This is a genomic window from Streptomyces sp. NPDC051452 (assembly GCF_044454765.1).
Classification (GTDB): domain Bacteria; phylum Actinomycetota; class Actinomycetes; order Streptomycetales; family Streptomycetaceae; genus Streptomyces.
On sequence record NZ_JBITEB010000001.1, the window covers coordinates 740,940 to 761,385 of the forward strand.

Consider the following 20,446-nt stretch of genomic DNA (forward strand, 5'->3'; position numbering starts at 1 on the left):
CGCTGCCCGGCTGCCACCGACCGCACCGCGGAGAGGACGGCGGATGAGCGTCGTATGGGCGTTTCCCGGCCAGGGTTCACAGCGCAAGAACATGGGCGCCGACCTCTTCGACCGGTACCCGGGGATCCTGGCGCGGGCCGACGCCGTGCTCGGCCGCTCGGTGCGCGAACTCAGCGCGGACCAGGCGGCGCTGCGCGACACACGCGTCCTGCAGCCCGTGCTCTACACGATCAGCGCCCTGACCTATCTCGACCTCGCCGCCCGGCAGCCGCAGCCCGACTTCATGATCGGGCACAGCCTCGGCGAGTACAGCGCGCTCTACGCCTCCGGAGCGCTCGACTTCGAGACGGGTCTGCGTCTCGTCGTCGCCCGCGCCGAGATCATGGGCCGCACCAGCGGGGGCGGAATGCTCGCCGTCGTCGGACTCGACGTCGACCGGCTGCGGGAGATCATGCGCCGCGAGGGCGCGGACGACATCGACGTCGCCAACCACAACTCGCCGGTCCAGACGGTGCTCTCCGGGCCCGAGGAGTCGATCCGTGCCCTGGCACCGGTGCTGCGCCGCGAGGGCGCGGGCAAGTGCGTGCTGCTCCACATCAGCGTGGCCGCCCATTCCCGGTACATGGCGGGCGCGGCGGAGCAGCTCGGCGCGGTTCTCGACACCGTCACCTTCCGCGAACCCCGGGTCCCGGTCGTCTCCAACGTCACCGCCCGCCCCCACCGTGCCGACGCGATCGCCGCCGGCCTGCGGGAGCACATGTGCCGAGGGGTGCGCTGGTGGGAGAGTCTGGCCTATCTGATCGACCACCGGGTCACCGACCTCGTCGAGGTCGGCCCGGGGCAGGTGCTGACGAAGCTGTGGGCGGTCGCCCGGACGGAACTGTCCGCGCCGACAAAAGCCGACGCGCCGGAGCGCGCGGAGCCGGGTGAGGGGTCGGGCCCCGTGGAGTACGGCGCCGCGCCGGCGGCCGCCTCGCAGCCGGAGCCGGGCGGCACGGTGACGGCCGCCGGGCGGGGGACGGCCCCGATGGCGGCCGGGGAGGCCCCACCCGCCGGCGTCGACTCCGGCGTGCCGGTGACGCCTTCGCCTGAGCGTTCCGGACGTGCCGGACGGCTGTCCGCGCAACGCTTGGGGGCGGGGCGGTTCCGGGAGCGGTACGGGCTGACCCTGGCCTGGGTGGCGTCGGGGACCGGTGACGGGGCCGTCGGGGCGGGGGCGTGCCGCGCGGCGCGCGAGTCCGGACTGCTGGCCTTCGCCGACTGGGTGGGACTCGGCCCTCGCTCCTCGACCGCCCGGGACGGGACACCGATACCGGCCGTCTCCGGCGCGGACCTTCAGGAGGCGGCCCACCAGGGCTGGGGAGTGGGCCTGCGCGCGGGTCCGGACGCGGACGAACGGGTCGATCTGCTGCTCGCCCACGACGTCCGGCACGTCGAGGCCGACCACCCGCACGGACCCGACGCGGCACTCGTCTGCTACCGGTTCTCCGGGGCCCGGCGCGGCCCGGGCGGCACCCCTGTCGCGGTACGGCATGTCATCGCCCGGGTCACCGGGCTCGAACAGGCCGCCGCCTTCCTCCGCCCGCCCTCGCCGGCCCTGCTCGACCAACTGGTCCTCACCGGGGCCCTGTCCGCGGCGGAGGCCGACGTCGCCCGTGAGTTGCCCGTCGCCTCCGACCTCGCCGTGGAGTCCCCGGCGGGCTGGCGCTCGGACGGCGCCGACGCCTACCAGCTGCTGCCGTCCGTGGCCGCGCTCGCCGCCCGCTGCCCGGGGCCGGAACCCGTGCACGTGGGGCTGCGCGGTGTCGTCGGCACACCGGAACAGGCCGCGACCGCGTTCGCGCTGGGCGCGTCCTTCCTCGTCGCCACCTCGCTCACCGCCTGCGCGCCTGCCGCCCGGCTGGCCGAGGGGCTCAAGCGGACCCTCGCGCGGGCCACCGACGACGACGTCACCTGGGCGCCCGCCGAACGCCACCGCGCGCTGGGCGTCCCCACCCGTGTCGTCCGCCGCGGCACCCTGTTCCCGGCCCGGGCCGGCCTGTTGCACCGGCTCCTGCGGGAACACCGGTACTTCGCCGACGTCCCCGAGCACCGGAGACGGCATATCGAGGAGGAGATACTGGGCGCCCCGGTCACCGAACCGGGGCCGTACGACGGCGCCTATGCGCGCGAAGCCATGAACGGCCGTTCCTCCGACTCAAGTTGGAGCAGCCGTGACGGCAAGGTCCGCATGGCGGATGTCTTCCGCCGGTACCTGCGCGAGACCGCCCGTCGTACGGCGGCCGGCGATCCCGTCCGCCCGCTGGACCACCAACTGCCGTGCGATCCGGAGCTGACGCACTTCAACCGTGCCGCGGCCGAAACCGGACTGGCCGACCGGACGGCCCGCGACTCCGGCACGATCGCGGAACAACTACTGACAAACGCCGCGGAACTGCTGGCCGCGAGGGTTCCGAGCCGGGCCGAAACGCGCCCATGAATCAGCGGACACATCAAGCAATCGCCGATACGGTCTGCGACGGACAGTGGCGTCCCGCACAGGGGACCTCACGGGCATGCGGCGTGCCCGGACCGACACGGACCGAGCAGAGGTCGACCCCCGTGGAGTGAGACGGCATGAATCCTTTGGAGCGCACCGACATCGACACCCACCTCGACAGTGGTACCGCCGGCCCGCCGGCATCCTCGTACGCACGGCCAGGCGGGGCACAGGCGGTGCCGACCGACCCGTGTGTCGTCCTGGTGTCTGCGGCCGACCCGGAGCGGTTGGCCCGTTCCGCACGGGCACTGCACGACCGGCTGGCCCGTCTGCTGAGCCAGGAACGCGCGCCGGCGGTCGCCGACGTCGCCTGGACGACCCAGACCGGCAGGGTGCCGATGCGGCACCGGCTGGCCGTCGTGCACGCCGAACTCGCCGGCGTCGTCGCCGCGCTCGGCGCCTTCCTCGCCGGGCGCCCCGACCCCGCCGTGCACACCGGGCAGGCCGCGACCGGGCCCGGGACGCCGCTCGCCGCACCCGCCACCGCGGCCGACGCGGCCCGCGAGTGGGCCGAGGGCGCCGACCTGCCCTGGCAGAGCTACTGGCGCACACAGCGCGCCCGTGTGGCCCTGCCGGTGTACCCCTTCGCCGATGCCGATGCCGATGCCGATGCCGATGCCGATGCCGATTCCGGCGCGGACGCGTACGCCGATACCGGCGCCGACGCGGACACCGGCACCGCTACCGCACTCCCGGGCGCGGCGGATGTGCTTCAACTCGCGCTGGAGGGCGCCCTTCTGGACCGGTACGCCGAGGTGTCCGGCATACCGCGCGAGGAGTTGGACGCCCGCGTCCCCTTCGTCGAGTACGGCCTGACGTCCCTGCAGATCGGTGAGCTCAACCGGCTGCTCGCCGAGGACTGGGGGGTCGACAACCGGACATTGTTCTTCCAGCACGCGGACATGGCCGCGGTCGCCGAGGACGCCGTCCACCGATGCGGCGCCCGGCGCGCCACACCCGAGGCGGAACGGCCGCGACGGTCCGTGCCGACGGCCGCCCCGGACGCGCCGGCGCACCGGACCGGCGCCGCCCCGGACACCACGGCACATCGGGCCACGGCCCCGCGGCCCCGGCCCGGCCCGGGCGACGCCGGCGCGATCGCCGTCATCGGCGTCGCGGGCCGCTTCCCGCAGGCCCCCGACCTGGACAGCTTCTGGACCAACCTGGTCACCGGACGCGACTGCGTCACCGGCCTGCCCGCCGAACGCCACCGGCCGGGCTGGCCCGTCGACGACATGATCGGCGGCTTCCTCGAAGACGTGGACCGCTTCGACCCGCTGCTGTTCGGCATCACACCCCGCGACGCCGCCCTCATGGACCCTCAGGAACGCCTCTTCCTGGAGGCCGCCTGGGCCGCCCTGGAGAACGCCGCCTACCCCAGGCAGCGGCTGCGCGAACAGCACCGGTCGCGCGTCGGCGTCTACGCGGGCTCCATGTACGCCGACTACGCCTTCTTCGGTGTGGAGGAGACACTGCGCGGCCGCCCCGGCTACTCGGGCGGCGCGATCGGCAACATCGCCAACCGGGTCTCCTACGTCCTCGACCTGAACGGCCCCAGCCTCGCCGTCGACACCATGTGCTCCTCGTCGCTGGCCGCCCTGCACCTCGCCGTACGCGCACTGCGTGCCGGAGACTGCGAAGTTGCCCTCGCCGGTGCCGTCAACCTCTCGCTGCACCCCAACAAGTTCGTGCAGCAGCGGTTGATGTCACTGACCTCCTCCTCCCGGCGCTGCCGCAGCTTCGGCGCCGGTGGTGACGGGTTCGTGCCGGCCGAGGCGGTGGGCGTGCTCGTCCTGAAGCCGCTGGAGCGCGCCCTCGCCGACGGCGACCGGGTGCGGGCGGTGATCCGGGGCACCGCCGTGGTGCACGCCGGACGGACCAACGGCTACATCGTGCCGTCCCCCGTCGCACAGGGCGAGGTGGTCCGCCAAGCGCTCGACGACGCGGGACTGCGGCCCGGCGACATCGACTACGTCGAGGCGCACGGGGCGGGGACCGCGCTCGGCGATCCGGTCGAGATCGAGGGTCTCACCCGGGTCTTCGGCGGCGACGACCGTGCGCCCGGCTCCCTTCCGATCGGCTCCGTTAAGTCCACCATCGGTCACGCCGAGGCCGCGGCCGGCATCGCGGCCCTCACCAAGACCCTGCTGCAACTGGAGCACCGCACCCTCGCCCCGACGCTGCACGCGCAGGAGCTCAACGAGCAGATCGACTGGGGCAGCGTCCCCTTCCTCCCCCAGCGCACCGCCGCCCCGTGGGCGCAGCCGACCGAGCGGGACGGTACACCCCGCCCGCGACGCGCGGGCATCAGCTCCTTCGGCGCGGGCGGCACCATCGCGCATGTGGTGCTGGAGGAGTACGCGGCCCACCGCGTGACGGACGCCGCCGTGGCCGACGCTTCCGGTGATCCGCGGCTGCTCGTCCTGTCCGCGCACGACGAACGGCGTCTGAAGGATGCCGCGTCCCGCCTCGCGACGTGGCTGAGCCGCCCCGGAACGGCCGCCCCCCTCACCGACGTCGCCTGGACCTTGCAGACGGGCCGGGAGCCGCTGCGCGAGCGGCTCGCGCTCGTCGTCACCGACCGGGCCCGGGCGGCCGCCCGGTTGGCGCGGTTCGCGGCCGGTCAGGACTCCGGCGCCGACGGCGTCGTACGCGGCCGGGCACCGCATGGCGGGCGGCCGCAAGGCCGACTGCTGCCCGACGGCCCCGGCCCCGACCTCGACGCGCTCGCCCGGCACTGGGTGGCCGGCGGACCGGTCGACTGGACACGTCTCTACCCGGACGAGCCGGGCGCCGGTCCTCGCGTCACCACGCTGCCGACGTACCCCTTCGCCCGTATGAGGTGCTGGATCGAGGAGGGCGGGGCCGGACGGCCCGGCGCCGCCGAGCCGCCACCGCTCCCCGAACGCCATGAGCCGGCCGGGCCGGTCGGCCACACCGGTGAACGCCCGCCGGTCACGGCACGGCACCCCGCGAACCCGCTTGCCCCGGAGGCCGCGCTCGCCGCCGAGGCCGTACCCGGCAACGGTCAACGGATTTCCGAGGACGCGGTGTTGCTGCGCAGGGAATGGCTGCCCACGGGTGAGGTGGCCGCCGGCACCGGCCCGGCCGAGGGCGTCGTGGTGTGCCTGTACGGGGCCGCCACGCGAGGCCTGGCCGACGAACTCGCGCGCACCGCACCGCCCGGTGTCCTCGTCCCGGTCCTCGTCGCAGACCACGCCGCGGCGTCCGGGACGTACGGTCGCCCCGGCGGCCAAGCACTCCCGGATGCACCGGAGTTCGCCGACGAGGAGCGGGCCGACGCCGTCACCGGTGACCTGCTCGCTCGGTACCCGGTGATCGCGGGCTGGATCGACCTCGCCGACCTCGACCGGCCGGACCCCCACGAGCCCGGCCCCTGGAGCGCCCGTCTGCTGCTGATCCGTCGGATCCTCGGGGCCCGGCCGGGGGCGAGGCTGCGCGGACTGCAGGCCGTACGCGGGCTGCAGGACCTGGACGGCCCGGAACCCGACCCGTCCGGTGCCCGGATGGCCGGATTCCTCCGCTGTCTCGGCGCCGAGTACAGCCGACTGGACACCACCGTCGTCGACACCGACCTGCCCACCACCGACGCCGAACGACTGGCGGCCTCGCTGTGGGGCGAGTGGCACCGGCCGGGCGTCCGGGCCGAGATCTGCCACCGGCACGGACTGCGCTACGAGCCCGTACTGCGCCCCACCCTCGGCCGGCCCGTCCCGTTCGCCCCCGAGCCCGGCCGCGCCTACGTCGTCACCGGCGGCACCCGGGGCATCGGCGCCCGGGTCGCCGCCCACCTCGTGGAGCGGGGGGCGACGGCGATCGCGGTTCTCGGCGGACGACCGCTGCCGTCCCCGCACCTGTGGGACACGCCCGAGGCGCTCGGCGAGGCCGAGGCGGAGGCGGTCGCCAACATACGCCGGCTGGAGCAGCTGGGCGCCCGCGTCCTGGTCCACACCGGCCCCCTGACCGACACGGCCGCTGTCGGAGCCTTCCTGGAGCGGGTGCGGACACAACTCGCGCCCCTCGGCGGTGTGGTGCACTGCGCCGGGGGGACGGGCACCGGCCGGCCCGCCTTCGTCGGCAAGGACATCGCCTCCGTACGCGCCACCTTCGCGCCCAAGGCCGACGGCTTCGAGACGCTCGCCACGCTGTGCGAGGGGGACCGGCTCGACTTCTTCGTGGCCTTCTCCTCGGCGTGCGCCCTCATCCCCCGGCTGGCCGTGGGAGTCACCGACTATGCCGCCGCCAACGCGGCCATGGACCTCCTTCTCGGCCACCGGGTGCGACGGGGCGGCGCGCACTTCCGTTCCGTCGCCTGGCCGATGTGGACCGAGAGCGGCGCGGCGCGCGGCAAGGCGAACGTGTGCGCGCCCGTCGGTCTGGACACCCTCGGCGACGCCGAGGGGCTGCGCGTGCTCGACCAGGTGCTGGCCATGCCCTGGGGCGGCACGGTCCTGCCCGCCCTGCCCCTGGGCTCCTCCTTCGACGTGGAGACCCTGCTCGACAGCCGGACCCACGACGCGACCGGCGCGGTGGAGGAGCCGGCGAGCACCGGCCCGGCGGCCGCCACACCCGCCGCCGGCGGGGCCGACGCCCCGGTACCGCCCGAGGCGCCCCGGCCATCCCACGCACCCCACGTGGACGGTGGGCCCGCGTGGCTGGTGCGGCTGGTGTGCGGGGTGCTCGGCACCCCCGAGGCGGACCTCGACATCACGGCGGACTTCGCCGACCTCGGTGTCGAGTCCGTGATGCTCGGCGAACTGCTGGACCACGTCGAGGAGACCGTCGGGCAGCGGCTGCCGCCCTCACTGCTGCTGGAACACCCAAGCGTCGAGCAGCTGCACAGTCATCTGACGTCCCTCGGGCTCGGCCCGGCCCCCGAACCGGCCCCGCCGGCCGCTCACTCCGACTCGGCCGACTCGGCGGCCCCCCAAACCGGGCCGGTCGCCGTCGAGCCCACCGCCCCGCTCGCCCCCGCGCCGACGGTGCTTCCTTCACCCGCGCCGATGGCCCCGGTCACCGCTGCTCCGCGGGCCACCGACCGGGGAACCGAGGGCAAGGTCGCCGTCATCGGCATGGCGGGCCGCTTCCCCGGCGCCCCCGACGTCGCCACCTACTGGCGCAATCTGCTCGACGGCCGATGTTCGATCACCGAGGTGCCCTCGGCGCGATGGGACACGGAGACCCTGTACAGCCCGGACTACGAACCGGGCCGCAGTACCGGGAAATGGGGCGGCTTCCTCGAGGGCCTCGAACTCTTCGACCCCGAGCCGTTCCAGCTCACGGACGAGGAGGCCACCGTCCTGGATCCGGGGATCAGACTGTTCCTCGAAGCCACCCGGGACTGTCTGGCCGACGCGGGCTACCGCGCGGAGGAGTTGCGGGGCCGGGACGTGGGCGTCTTCGTCGGCGGCCGCATCTCCTCGTACCCCCGGCGCGCGCCGCTGCGTCCCGACGTGCTCCAGTCCGACCAGAACTTCCTGGCCGCCCAGATCGCGCACCGGTTCGACTTCCGGGGGCCCAACCTCGTGGTGGACAGCGCCTGTTCCTCCTCCCTGGTGAGCGTGCAGCTCGCCTGCCGCAGCGTGCTGGCCGGGGAATCCGAACTCGCGCTGGCCGGCGGGGTCGAGATCCTCCTGGACGAGCGGCCGTACCAGGAGTTCAGCGCCGCGCGGGTACTGTCGCCCACCGGACGCTGCCGGCCGTTCGACGAGCGGGCGGACGGGATCGTACCGGGGGAGGCCTGCGGTGCCGTCCTGCTCAAGCCTCTGGAGGCCGCCCTGCGCGACGGCGATGTCGTGCACGCCGTGATCGAGGCGGTGGCCGTCAACAACGACGGCCACACCATGGGCACGACGACGCCGAACCCGGCCGCCCAGGCCGCCGTCGTGCGCAAGGCCCTGGCCGCGGCCGGCCGCCGCCCGGGCGAGATCGGGCTGGTGGAGGCGCACGGCACCGCCACCAGGATCGGCGATCCGATGGAACTCAAGGCCCTCACCGACGCGTTCGCCGGCGCCGAGGAGCCCTACGGCCGTTGCGCGATCGGCAGCCTCAAGGCCAACGTCGGCCATCTGCTGAGCGCCGCCGGCGTCGCGGGCCTGATCAAGATCGCCCTGAGCCTGGAACACGGGCTCGTCCCGCCCACCCTCTTCTGCGACACGCCCAATCCGCGCTTCGACTTCGCGCACTCGCCGTTCCGGCCCGTCACCGCGGTGCGGGAGTGGACCGAGTCGCCCGACCGGCGGGTGGCGGGGCTCAGCTCCTTCGGACTCGGCGGGACCAACGCCCACCTGGTCGCCTCCGCGCTCGACCCGCGCGACCGCCCCCCGGGTGTCCCGGTACGCCGGCCGCTGCCCGCGCCCACGTACAGCCGCAGGCGCCTGTGGCTGGAGCGAGGGACCGGCGCCCCGGTGCCCGCACCGGCACACGCCGTGGCCACGCACACCCAGCCGGACCGGGCTGCCGCCCAGGCTCCGGCACCGCGGCCGCCGGAGCCGGTACCGGCTCCCGCGCGCGCCGCCATCCTCGATCTGCGCTTCGTCACCCGCCAGGTGGCGGGCGAGGTTCCCGAACCCACCCCGGCGGCCCGGATGCCGTAGCACCGGACCGCCGGCCAACCACCCCCCACGGAAGGAACGGACCTGCCATGGAAAACTCCGCAGAGGCGGCCCCGGCGGCCGCGGACGCGGCACCGGCCCTGCCCAGCCCCCGTCAGGCCGCCCTGGCCATCGCCGGTGTGATGGCGGGCATGCTGTTGTCGGCGCTGGACCAGACCGTCGTCAGCGTCGCGCTGCCGAGCATCGTCGGCGAACTGGGGGGACTCGAACGCCTCCCCTGGGTGGTGACGGTCTACCTGGTCGCCTCCATGGCGGTCACACCGCTGTGGGGGAAGGTCTCCGACCTCTACGGCCGCCGGACCGTGGTGCAGTGCGCCATCGGCGTCTTCGTCGTGGGATCCGTGCTGTGCGGCAGCGCGCAGAGCATCTGGCAGCTCATCGTCTTCCGGGGGCTGCAAGGACTCGGCGCCGGCGGGCTGTTCGTGCTGGCGCTCGCGGTGATCGCCGACGTGGTGCCGCCGGAGCGCCGGGGCCGCTACCAGGGCATGTTCGGCGCGGTGTTCGGCCTGTCCAGCGTGGTCGGACCACTGGTCGGCGGCTGGTTCACCGACGGCCCGGGCTGGCGTTGGATCTTCCTGATCAACGTACCGGTGGGCGTGCTGGCCCTGGTGGCGACCGCGGTGGGACTGCGCATCCGCACCCCGCAACGACCGCACACCGTCGACTTCGCCGGGGCGGCGCTGGTGGCCGGCTCGGTCGTCTGCGCCCTGCTCTACCTGAACTGGGCCGGAGACGCCTACGGTTGGGCCGCTCCGGGATCGCTGCTGCTGGCCGTCGGGGCCGTCGCACTGGCCGCCCTGTTCGTCTGGGCGGAGACCCGGGCGGCCGAACCGGTCATCCCGATGGGCCTGTTCCGCAACCCGGTGTTCGGCATCGGAGCGCTGTTCGGTCTGCTCGCCGGTGCCGCCATGTTCGCCGGCATCGTGTTCCTGCCGCTGTACTTCCAGGCGGTCATGGGGATGTCCTCCACGCGCTCCGGACTCGCCATGCTGCCCGCCATGTTCGGGCTGACCGTGACGTCCATCGCCTCCGGCCAGCTGATCAGCAAGAGCGGCAGGTACAAGGTGTTCCCCGTCTCCGGGTCCGCGCTGCTCGTCGTCACCATGCTGCTGCTGTCCCGGCTCACGGCCGACACGCCCTACTGGCAGATCGGCCTGTACGCCTTCCTGTTCGGGGCCGGCGTCGGCCTGGTCATGCAGCCCGTGATCACCGCCGTACAGAACTCCGTACCGCCGCAGGACATCGGCGCCGCCACCAGCGCCGCCAACTTCTTCCAGCGGATGGGTTCGGCGGTCGGCGTCGCGGTGCTCGGCACCGTTCTCACCAGCCGGGTCACCGACCGGCTCGCCGATGTCGGCAAGGACGCGGCCCGGGCCGCCGACCAGGGCGTCACGGCGCTGCACCGGCTGCCCGAGCCGGTGCGCGGACGGGCACTGGACGGCTACGCGCACGCCATGGGCGACATGTTCCTGGTGTGCGTCCTGCTGGTCGCCGTGGCCCTCGTGGTGTCCCTGTTCCTCAAGGAGATGCCGCGCCGGAGCGACCCCGCAGCGGAGCAGCCCGCGCAGGAGGCACCCGCCACGGGCTGACCGGGCACGGCGGGGCCCGCTGACCGCCCCCCGCCTGCTCAAAGTTGTGCAGCACCCGAGCCGCGGCCCGCCTAGCGTGGCTCGCGCCGGCCCCCGAGGCCCGGCGCGAGCCACGCATCTCCGCACCGGAAGGACGGCCATTCCATGGATCAGCGGACAGCCCGGAGGGCGGCCGGACTCAGCCCCGCGTCGGCACAGAGCCCCGTGCCCGCCGACAAGCTGCTGCACTCCGGCAACTCGGGTTTCACCATCGCCCGCAGCGCCCAGCTGAAGTACGAGCACCGGGACGAGGGCCGCAAGCTCTTCGCCGACGTGATCGCCTACATGAACCAGTCCGACCTCAACGGCGCCTCCTTCTACTTCTACGAGGAGGCGTTCGGCAAGAAGGACCGGGTGCACTGGCTGATCCACTGGAAGACGCCCAACGACTACGCCATCAGCCTGCACATGGTCGATCACGACGAGAAGATGATCGACCTGCTGGAGAGCGACCGGGTCGTCACCGACGCCAGCGCGGGGGTCTGGGGCCGGGCCGTCGTCGAGGGCTCCGTCCAGGAACGCATCCTGGTCCCGCAGCACGGCCTCGTGCACGAGGAGGACGACCACGACGCCGGGGACCTCTGGGTCGAACCGGCCAAGCTGCAGACCGGCCGTCCCGACTCCGAACTGCTGCACTCCGCCAACTCGCTGCTCACCCTGCACCGCGTCGGCCAGGCGACCCACGAGTTCCGCAAGGAAGCCCGGCTGTACGCCTTCGCCTGGCAGAACGAGGTCAACCGCAAACTGCCCGGACGCGCCACGTCCTTCCTCTACGAGGAGACCTTCGGCGTGATGGACCGGCTGCACTGGCTCGTGCACCTGAAGGACTTCGACGCCTATCAGGAACTGCTCGAACTGGAGCGCACCGACAAGGACTTCCGGGCCCTGGGCGAACGGCAGTTCATCGGCGACAGCAAGGGCGGCGGCAACTGGGGCCGCAGCTATGTCCCGGGCAGCATCGAGGACACCCTGCTGATCCCGCACCAGCTCGACCCGGGCGAGTGAAAGCCTGGCTCTTCGCCGGTCAGGGGGCACAACGCGTGGGCATGGGCAAGCGGCTCTTCGACCGCTTCCCCGAGTACGAGGCGGTCGCCGACCGTGTCCTCGGCGAGTCCGTGCGCGCGCTGTGCCTGGACGACCCCGACGGCCGGCTGAACCGTACCCGGTGGACCCAGCCCGCGCTGTACGTCGTCAACGCGCTCGCCTGCGCGGCGGCACTGGCGGAAGAGCCCGGGCCCGACCTCCTGGCCGGACACAGCCTCGGCGAGTACAACGCGCTTCTGGCCGCCGGCTGTTTCGACTTCGAGACGGGCCTGCGGATCGTCCGACGGCGCGGAGAGCTGATGGGGGAGGCCGACGGGGGCGCCATGCTGGCCGTCGTCGGCCTCGCGCCCGACGCGGTCCGCGCCCTGCTGGACCGCTGCGGCGCCGAGGACGTGGACCTCGCCAACCTCAACACCGCGACCCAGGTCGTCGTGGCGGGGCCGGCACGGTCCATGGACGTGGTGCGCACCGCCGTACGGGCGACACCGGGCGCGCGCTGTGTGCCGCTGGCCACCAGCGGCGCCTTCCACTCCCGGCACATGCGGGCCGCCCAGCAGCGGTTCGCCGCCTTCCTGGACACCGTCGAGTTCCATCCGCCCCGGATCCCGGTGATCGCCAACGTCACCGGCCGGCCCTACCCGCCCGACGACGTCGCCGGCCTGCTGGCACGGCAGATCGCCGCTCCCGTGCGCTGGCACGAGAGCTTGCGGGAACTGATCCGGCGGGGCGTGACGGAAGCCCGCGAGTTCGGTCCGCGCCCCATGCTGCGGCCGATGTGGGACTCCGTCGTCGCCGAGTCGGCAGCGGACACCGAGACGCCCGCCACCGGGCACCCCGTGCCCGTCGCGCCCGGGGCGCCCGCGGCCACACCGGGGCCGTCGCCGGCCGCGGTGAGTGTGCCTGCCGTGGTGCCGGGGCCGTCGGCCGTCGGGGCGGCCGTACCGGTGCCGTCGGACGCGCCCGAACCGGAGACCGTGCGGGACCCGGCCGCCGCCCGGCTGGGGAGCGCCGAGTTCCGGCACGATCACGGGCTGTGCTACGCCTACCTCGCCGGCAGCATGTTCCGCGGTGTGTCCTCGGTGGCCCTGGTCGCCCGGCTCGGCCGCGCCGGCTTGCGGGGCTACTTCGGCGCCGGCGGACTGGACCTGGACACCGTCGAGAAGGCGGTGACCGAGCTGGCCCGCACTCCGGGGCTCGACGGCCGCTACGGCGTCAACCTGCTGCACGACCTCACCCACCCCGGGGCCGAGGACGCCCTGGTCGACCTGTTGCTGCGGCACGACGTACGCCATGTGGAGGCCGCCGCCTTCACCACCGTCACCCCGGCCGTCGTACGCTTCAGGTTCAGCGGCGCCCATCGCACCGCGGACGGCACCCCGGTCGCCGTACGCACCCTGGTCGCCAAGTGCTCACGGCCCGAGGTGGCCGCCCATTTCATGGCCCCGCCCGCTCCGCGACTGCTGCACCGACTGGTCGCCGAGGGGGCGCTCACGCCCGCGGAGGCGGACGCGGCGGCCGGACTGCCGGTCGCCCAGGACATCTGTGTGGAGGGCGACTCCGCCGGCCACACCGACGGCGGCGTCAGCCTCGCCCTCGTCCCGACCACGGCCGCGCTGGCCGAGCGGCTCACGGCCCGCTACGGCTACGCGCGCCGCCTCAGGGTCGGCGCCTGCGGTGGCCTCGGCACACCCGAGGCGGTCGCCGCGGCCTTCGTCCTCGGCGCCGACTTCGTGGTCACCGGCTCCGTCAACCAGTGCTCGCCGCAGGCCGGCACCTCGGACGCCGTCAAGGACCTGCTGGCCGCCCTGGACGTGCAGGACACCGCGTACGCCCCCGCGGGCGACCTGTTCGAACTCGGCTCCCGCGTCCAGGTGGCACGCAAGGGCACGCTCTTCGCGGCCCGCGCCAACAAGCTCCACCACCTCTACCGCACCCACGAGAGCCTCGACGACCTCGACGAGACCACCCTGACCTGGCTGGAACGTGACTGTCTGCGCGCCCCGCTGGACCAGGTGTGGAAGCAGACGTGCGCGTACTACCGGGACACGGGACGCGCCTGTGAACTCGAACGCGCCGAGCGGGATCCGAGACACCGGATGGCCCTCGTCTTCAAGTCGTACTTCGCCCGCACCAACCGGGCCGCCCAGGAGGGCGATCCGACGGAGCGGGCCAACTACCAGGTGCACTGCGGGCCCGCCGCCGGCGCCTTCAACCGCCATGTGCGCGGCACCGCTCTGGAGCCCTGGCGGGAGCGGCACGTCGAACGCATCGCGGACCTGCTGATGACCGGGGCGGCACGGGTCCTGAAGGACCGCCTGGCCGCCTACGCCTGATCCGGCGCACCCGCCCATCCATCACCACACATCCGAGGAGAGCCACATGACCGTGGACAGCGGCATGCCCAGTGTCCCGCCCGCCCGGCACCAGACCACGCAGCCCGCCGACAAGATCCTGCACTCGGCGAACGCCGGCGTCGTCGTCGAGCGGATCGCGCAGATCGCCGCCGGGCACGGCGACAGCGCACGCCGGCTGGCACGCGAGGCGGCCGAGTTCGTCAACGCCAAGCACCCGGGCCTGGCGACCGTCCTGGTCTACGAGGAGACCTTCGGCGTCAAGGACCGCCTGCACTGGCTGATCCACCTGCGGTCCCTGGAGGACTACGAGCGGCTGGTGCACATGGGTGGCGCCCGCGACTTCCGCGACGGTGTCCTCGGCGGCTACGTGGCCCACCACCAGGCGGAGCAGTGGCAGGCCGCCTTCGTGCCCGGCAGTGTGCGGGAGACCATGATGTTCCCGCACCGCTGGGGCATGTTCGGCACCGCCACCCAGACGATGGCCAAGGACCCCACGATGAGCCCCCTGGCCGCGGACCGGGACGAGCCCTGGTTCGAGGTGCTGCCCGCCCACCACCAGACGGCCGTCCCCGCCGACCAGCTGCTCAACACCGCGACCGCCGGCGTGGTGATGCACCGGGTGGTGGACTTCAGCTACAAGTACCGGGCCGAGGCCAGGCTGTTCGCCCGGACCGTCGCCGAGAACACCAACCTCAACGCCGGCGGCGACGCCACCGCCCTGGTCTTCGAGGAACTGTTCGGCACCATGGAGCGGATGCACTTCCTCATCCACATGAAGTCGCTGGGCACGATGTACAAGCTGATGGGCATCGACGCCCGCACCGATCCCAAGGCCCCGCGCGCCACCTACATGCAGGACTGGGTGAAGGGGGAGGAGGGCGGCGGGCGCTGGGACAGCCTGATGCTGGAGGGCAGCGGGCATGACGGCTGCCTGACACCGCAGTACTGGGGCGACTGACGGATCCGCTCCCCGCGACACGACGAGGCCGCGGCACTCCGGTGAGTGCCGCGGCCTCGTCGTGACGGATGCGCCCTTGTCGGCGTCAGGCCATCTTGGTCACGCAGAACGGGTGACCGGCGGGGTCGATCAGCACGACCCACTTCTCGCCGCCCGGCTGGTGTTCCGGCTTGGTCGCCCCGAGGGCGGTCAGCCGCTCCACGGCCTCGCCCAGGTCGTCCACGCTGAAGTCGAGGTGCATCTGCTTGTCGTCACCGGGCCAGGAGGGCGTCTTCAGGCTCTCGACGCGCTGGAAGCCGATGCGGCTGGACCCGTCGGGGGTGCCGATGTAGGCGAAGTCCTCGCTCGCGAACAGGGTCTGCCAGCCGGTCACGGCGCAGTAGAACTCCGCGAGAGCCTTCGGGTCCTGCGCGTCGAGGGTGACCGCTGCCAGCTGCCCAATGGGGGACATGAAAAAGTTCCTTCCTCAAGACGATGGTCGTCTTCGGCGTGCAACTTCGGTGTGCACCTCCGGCGTTGGCGAGCCTAGGCCCTCGCCGGTCCGTGTGCACGCGGATCGCCGGGACTACTCGAAGGAGTGGTCCAGCGTGACCGTCGCGTTTCCGTCAGGGCCGGGGTTGTCGCAGAAGTAGGTGCCGCTACCCCGCAGACCGGCCAGTTCACCGGTGCCGGAGCCCTCCAGGACCTCGAGGGTGGCCTTGGCGGTGCCCCCGCCGGTGGTGCCGCTGACCTGGAGGACGAAGCTGCCGCTGCGGTCGCCGATACGGCCCGTCACCCGTTCGAGGGCCGCGAACACACTGACGCCGTCGGGGGAGAGGGCGATGAGGACCTGCTGCACGCCCTCGGCCTCGATCTGGCCCCGGTAGTGGTTGCTGACCTCACCGTGCATCAGCAGGGGAGCACCGGCTGTCTGCTCGTAGGGGGCCGGCTGCCAGGGGTCCCAGGTCATACTGCTGGTCGACTGCGTTGCCATGCGTTGTCCTCTCGTTCGCGGGGCCGCGGCTCCGGTGGCCGGGCTGCCGACGGGGATCAGCGGGATCCTCGCCTCTGGCGACCCGCGCCTCTGCTCACTTTTGAGCGTTCCTCCCCGGCATCACGAGGTATTTTCCCTATCGGGACCACCGCCGGGAGCCGAGTTCCGTCAAATCTATTGCCAGGGTATCGGCGGGGGAATAGGCGCTGTTATCTTCGGGCCATGAGCGATGAATTCCAGGAAATGCCCGAGGACTGGACCCGCGCCCTCGCCGTGGTGGCGCACCCCGACGACATGGAATTCGGTGCCGCGGGCGCCGTCGCGCGCTGGACCGCGGCCGGAAAGACGGTCACGTATCTGATCGCCAGCCGGGGCGAGGCCGGTATCGACACGATGGCGCCGGAGAAGGCCGCCGAGGTCCGCGAGGCCGAGCAGCGGGCCAGCGCCGCCGTCGTGGGCGCCGCGGGGGTGGAGTTCCTCGACCATCCCGACGGCCGCATCGAGTACTCCGCCGAACTGCGCCGTCAGTTCGCCACCGCGATCCGCCGTCACCGCCCCGAACTGGTCCTGGGCTTCTGCCATCACGACCACACCTCGACGGGGCGCTGGAACTCGCCGGACCACCGCAACACCGGCCGGGCCCTGCTCGACGCCGTCGGCGACGCCGCCAACCGGTGGATCTTCCCCGAGGACGGCCCCGGGCCCTGGCAGGGGGTCCGGTACGTGGCCATCTCCAACTCGCCCCGGCCCACCCACGCCGTGGACGTCTCCGACCACATCGACCGGGCCGTGGCCTCCCTGGAGGCGCACGCCAGCTATCTGGCGGCCATGCAGCCCCCCGTCACGGACGTCCGAGGCCCACTGCTCGGCCTGGCCCAGGCGATGGGCGCCCGCTTCGGCGGCCGCCCGGCGATCGCGTTCGAGCTGATACCCCGCTGAGTTCGAGCGGGGCGTGGGGGTCGGTGAGGTCGCCGGTCGGTTGCCGGCCGTTGTGGCGGGGGCGCGTGCGGGTCCCTCGGCGTCGACCGCCGCGCGCTCGTTCCCCGATCGAGGCCGAGGCCGAGGTGCCGCCGACTCCCGGACCACCGTCCCGTGCCCGAACATGACGGCGCCCGTGCTCCGGAAGCACGGGCGCCGTCACGGACCCACCCCGTCAGGCCAGAGGTTCACCGTTTGACGTACACGCTGCGGTGGACCCGCCACTGCTGGACCCGCGGCCGGTCCGGGTCGGGCAGGGCGCGCAGCGCGGCCAGGGCGGGTTCCACCACGCGGCCCCACGTCTCGTCGTCGACCTCCCACAGGTAGGGCGGCAGCCGGCGCTCCAGGCTCTCCAGCAGCTGGCGTGGCGTGGTGGCCCGTTCGTAGTCCGGGGCGAACTCGTGCCGCAGGCGTTCCAGCCCCACCGCGGCCGCCGCCGCGTCCAGCCGCTCGGGGGTGTCGGGGCGCGGCGGTTGCAGCACGGCGAGCCGGTCCAGCACGGCGACCAGATCGTCCGGATCGGCCGCCGGGTCCCCGTGCACCGCGAGCAGCCGGCCACCCGGGCGCAGCACGCGCGCCGCCTCGCGCAGCGCGGCCGGCATGTCGCCGACCAGGTGCAGGACGTGGGTGAAGACCAGGTCGGCGAAGGCGCCGTCGGCGTACGGCAGGGCGCGCGCGTCGCCGGCCGTCACCCGCCCCTCCAGCCGCTGCGCCGCGCGGGACAGCATCGGCAGCGACAGGTCGACCCCGTAGACGCGGTAGCCGAGTTCGGCCAGCCCCGCCGCCACGATGCCGGTGCCCACGCCCACCTCCAGCACCGGCCCCGGGGTCAGGTCCCCGGCCAGTTGTGCGGCGGCCTGTCGGCCGCGTTCCATTCCGCCCCGCATCCGGTCGTAGTCGTCCGCGACCCGGTCGAAGGCCTTGGCCTCGGTCACCGTGCAGTTCCTTCCGTGTCGATGTGCCAGGTGAGCTCCGCGTAGCGCAGGAGGTCGGCGACCTCGTCGGGCGCGCGGACGAACTCCGTGATGAGCTCGGCCACCAGGGCCGGCCGGTCGTGCGGCGCGTAGTGACCGGCGACCGCCAGCTCCGCGTACCGCGCGTTCGGGAAGCAGCGCGCCGCCTCGCGCGCCCGCGCCGGTGACGAGATGCCGTCGAACTCCGAGCAGACGAACAGGGCCGGCACCGTGACCCGGGGCGCCTGGGCCGCCGAGTCCAGCCGCCACAGGTCCACCAGCTGACGGGCGTACCGGACCAGCACCTCGGCGTCGCGGAAGGGCCGCCGTACCTCGTCGGTGAGCGCCCGGCTCAGCACCCCCAGCACCCCGGCGTCCAGGGAACCCGGGTTGCCCTTGCCACCCGCCGCGCCCGGGGCCAGCAGGCCCAGCATCCGGGCGGCCTTGTGCGGACCGCGGTCCAGCGCGCGGCACACCGCCGCCAGATCGGCCTCGTACTTGGTGTCCATGCCGTCCCACCGGCCGTTCTGCCGGAACGTGGCGTTGAGGAACACCAGCGAGGCCACGGCGTCGGGCCGGCGCCGCTGGAAGGCCGTCGCGACCTTGGCGCCGGTGCACCAGCCGATCAGATGGGCGCGCCCGGCCCCGGCGGCGTCGAGGACCGCTTCCACGTCGTCGAGCTGGTCCTCGGTCCGCCACGGCGGCTCGTCCCGCTCGGTTCCGCGTACCTGCCAGGTGACGACGCGATGGTGCGGGGCCAGCCGGGCGCACAGCCGGCTGAGGAACCCCGGCCCCTGGCCGAGGGCGTTCAGCACCACCAGAGGGGGCCCGTCACCGGCTCCGGCCTCGTACAGCACGAGCGGGCGCCCGGCCACCTCGACGCTACGGCGGCGCAGGGCCGCCTCCCGACGGTCCGACGTGCCGGTCGTCCGGCCCGCCACCGCCTGGTACGCCCGGACGCTGCCGAACAGGTCCCACTGGGCGGCGGCGGACAGCGCCGGGTGGGGGGTGGGCGACGGGGACGCCCCGCCGACAGGCGGGGGAGTGGCGCGGTCGGGTGGCGGCGCCTCGGCATCCGGCGTGGGCCGTGCCGGTTGCGTCGGTGGCGCGACGTCAGGCTCCGGCGTCGTGACGGTGATGGCCGGTGCGGGGGCCGCCGAGGCGGATCGCGCCGGAGCGGAGGCCGGGCGGGCCGGGGTCGCGGTCGCCGGGGGGATGGCCCCGGTGGACGCGGTGGGGGTCGCCGCGCGGGACTCTGCCGAGCGGGTCGCGGGAACGCGGCCGGGTGCCGAGGCCGCCGGATCCACCAGCGGCACCGCGTGCCGCCGTACGTCCTCCAGCCGCAGGTCGAGCAACCGGTCGGCGGCGGAGAACCCCTCACGGTCCGGGACCGCGCGCACGTCGATCCCGTGCACCGCGCCGGCTCGCGCCAGTACGTCGCTCAGCGCCACCGGCGCCGGTGAGGCCACCGTCGCGAACCCGTCCGGCAGTTCACCGGGCGCACCGGCCCGCCACAGTTCCCCGGCGGCCCGCTCCGCCGGCAACAGCACCAGGCCCCGCCCGTCCGCGTCGGCCACCCGCAGCGGATGCCGTTCGAACCAGTCGGGCTCCCGGTCCTCCACCTCGCACCGCACCGAGTGCAGTGCCCAGAGCAACCGGTGCGCGCCCGGCGGGCACTCACCCAGCACCGGTGCCGACGCGTCCACCACCGGCGGCGTACGCAACACCCGCCAGCCGACGCCGCCGTCCAGGCACGCCTCCACGGCGAGCCGTTCGAGGTCGCGATAGGTGCGCCGCACCGGCCCGTCCGGTTCACCGTCCGCCGCCGGGTCCGGCCCGACGTGCACGTACCCGCGTGCGCCGAGCCCGGGCAGCGCGGCCAGGACCGTGCCGGTCAGCGCCGCCTCCACGCGTGCCCCGCGCACGGGCGCGCGGTCCCAGCCGGGGACCAGGCACCACACCTCATCCGCCGTCCACGCCTTGAGTTCCACGGCGACCGCGTCCGGCTCCGCGCACACGACCGTCAGCCGGTCGGCGCCGTCCGCCGCACCCGAAGGGGCCGACGCGCGGGCCGACCGTGCCACGAACGCGGCCAGTTCCTCCCGCTCCGGGGCGATCGCGCCCGGCCGGGACCCGGCGGCGCACAGCAGCACCACCTCGGCCCCGTCGGCGGACGCCAGACACCGGGCCGCCAGGCGACCCGCGAGCAGCGCCGAGGTACTTGCGATCAGCACACGCTGCGGCATGGGTAACGTCCTCCTGTGCCGGCTCGCGAACCGTGACGCGGGGCCGGCGGGGACACCGAGCGCGTGATTCCCGCGGCCATGGGAAAAGTGAAGACCCCAGACGATCCACCATTTACGCGCCGGAATTCTGCTCAATAC

The 20,446-nt window shown here is 73.8% G+C and carries 11 protein-coding genes; 7 read left to right on the forward strand and 4 right to left on the reverse strand.

Going from position 1 to position 20,446, the window contains the following annotated elements:
* Window positions 1–43 precede the first annotated feature (43 nt).
* The 6 genes from fabD (at window position 44) to ACIBA9_RS03075 (ending at window position 15,158) form a co-directional block, all read left to right on the forward strand.
* Window positions 44–2,479: an ACP S-malonyltransferase gene (fabD, locus tag ACIBA9_RS03050; RefSeq protein ID WP_399359576.1), complete on the forward strand. Its 2,436-nt coding sequence runs from the start codon at window positions 44–46 to the stop codon at window positions 2,477–2,479.
* A 137-nt stretch (window positions 2,480–2,616) separates the two neighbouring features.
* Complete coding sequence (locus ACIBA9_RS03055; protein ID WP_399359577.1) at window positions 2,617–9,156, forward strand: beta-ketoacyl synthase N-terminal-like domain-containing protein; 6,540 nt, start codon at window positions 2,617–2,619, stop codon at window positions 9,154–9,156.
* A 47-nt stretch (window positions 9,157–9,203) separates the two neighbouring features.
* Window positions 9,204–10,763: an MDR family MFS transporter gene (locus ACIBA9_RS03060; RefSeq protein WP_362152748.1), complete on the forward strand. Its 1,560-nt coding sequence runs from the start codon at window positions 9,204–9,206 to the stop codon at window positions 10,761–10,763.
* Window positions 10,764–10,907: 144 nt separating this feature from the next.
* Window positions 10,908–11,807, forward strand: a complete 900-nt coding sequence (locus ACIBA9_RS03065; RefSeq protein WP_399359578.1) for a DUF6039 family protein — start codon at window positions 10,908–10,910, stop codon at window positions 11,805–11,807.
* Window positions 11,808–11,848: 41 nt separating this feature from the next.
* Window positions 11,849–14,179, forward strand: a complete 2,331-nt coding sequence (locus tag ACIBA9_RS03070; RefSeq protein ID WP_399359579.1) for a PfaD family polyunsaturated fatty acid/polyketide biosynthesis protein — start codon at window positions 11,849–11,851, stop codon at window positions 14,177–14,179.
* A gap of 46 nt (window positions 14,180–14,225) precedes the next feature.
* Complete coding sequence (locus ACIBA9_RS03075; RefSeq protein ID WP_362152756.1) at window positions 14,226–15,158, forward strand: DUF6039 family protein; 933 nt, start codon at window positions 14,226–14,228, stop codon at window positions 15,156–15,158.
* An 85-nt stretch (window positions 15,159–15,243) separates the two neighbouring features.
* On the opposite strand, the gene ACIBA9_RS03080 is transcribed toward ACIBA9_RS03075, so the two are convergent.
* A complete protein-coding gene (locus ACIBA9_RS03080; RefSeq protein WP_362152759.1) occupies window positions 15,244–15,609 on the reverse strand; it encodes a VOC family protein in 366 nt (121 codons plus the stop codon).
* A gap of 114 nt (window positions 15,610–15,723) precedes the next feature.
* Entirely contained in the window at window positions 15,724–16,131 is a 408-nt protein-coding gene (locus ACIBA9_RS03085) for a DUF3224 domain-containing protein (RefSeq protein WP_399359580.1), read from the reverse strand.
* 222 nt (window positions 16,132–16,353) lie between these two features.
* Here ACIBA9_RS03085 and ACIBA9_RS03090 point away from each other — a divergent pair, with 222 nt between their 5' ends.
* Complete coding sequence (locus ACIBA9_RS03090; RefSeq protein WP_362152765.1) at window positions 16,354–17,070, forward strand: PIG-L deacetylase family protein; 717 nt, start codon at window positions 16,354–16,356, stop codon at window positions 17,068–17,070.
* 227 nt (window positions 17,071–17,297) lie between these two features.
* Here the strand turns inward: ACIBA9_RS03090 and ACIBA9_RS03095 are convergent, their stop codons facing one another.
* Both ACIBA9_RS03095 and ACIBA9_RS03100 read right to left on the reverse strand, forming a co-directional pair.
* On the reverse strand, window positions 17,298–18,044 hold the full coding sequence (locus ACIBA9_RS03095; protein ID WP_362152768.1) for a methyltransferase domain-containing protein: 747 nt from the start codon (window positions 18,042–18,044) through the stop codon (window positions 17,298–17,300).
* Window positions 18,041–20,308 (reverse strand): alpha/beta fold hydrolase, encoded by a 2,268-nt coding sequence (locus ACIBA9_RS03100; protein WP_399359581.1) that lies wholly within the window; start codon window positions 20,306–20,308, stop codon window positions 18,041–18,043. Before ACIBA9_RS03100 ends, ACIBA9_RS03095 begins: the two co-directional genes overlap by 4 nt.
* Between the last annotated feature and the right edge of the window lie 138 nt (window positions 20,309–20,446).

What these genes read in the sequence shown, in the direction of transcription:
- ACIBA9_RS03085 (WP_399359580.1), bottom strand. Translation starts at nt 16,131, where the DNA reads ATGGCAACGCAGTCGACCAGCAGTATGACCTGGGACCCCTGGCAGCCG.
- ACIBA9_RS03100 (WP_399359581.1), bottom strand. Translation starts at nt 20,308, where the DNA reads ATGCCGCAGCGTGTGCTGATCGCAAGTACCTCGGCGCTGCTCGCGGGT.
- ACIBA9_RS03070 (WP_399359579.1), top strand. Translation starts at nt 11,849, where the DNA reads ATGGGCAAGCGGCTCTTCGACCGCTTCCCCGAGTACGAGGCGGTCGCC.
- ACIBA9_RS03080 (WP_362152759.1), bottom strand. Translation starts at nt 15,609, where the DNA reads ATGTCCCCCATTGGGCAGCTGGCAGCGGTCACCCTCGACGCGCAGGAC.
- ACIBA9_RS03090 (WP_362152765.1), top strand. Translation starts at nt 16,354, where the DNA reads ATGAGCGATGAATTCCAGGAAATGCCCGAGGACTGGACCCGCGCCCTC.
- ACIBA9_RS03065 (WP_399359578.1), top strand. Translation starts at nt 10,908, where the DNA reads ATGGATCAGCGGACAGCCCGGAGGGCGGCCGGACTCAGCCCCGCGTCG.
- ACIBA9_RS03055 (WP_399359577.1), top strand. Translation starts at nt 2,617, where the DNA reads ATGAATCCTTTGGAGCGCACCGACATCGACACCCACCTCGACAGTGGT.
- ACIBA9_RS03075 (WP_362152756.1), top strand. Translation starts at nt 14,226, where the DNA reads ATGACCGTGGACAGCGGCATGCCCAGTGTCCCGCCCGCCCGGCACCAG.
- fabD (WP_399359576.1), top strand. Translation starts at nt 44, where the DNA reads ATGAGCGTCGTATGGGCGTTTCCCGGCCAGGGTTCACAGCGCAAGAAC.
- ACIBA9_RS03060 (WP_362152748.1), top strand. Translation starts at nt 9,204, where the DNA reads ATGGAAAACTCCGCAGAGGCGGCCCCGGCGGCCGCGGACGCGGCACCG.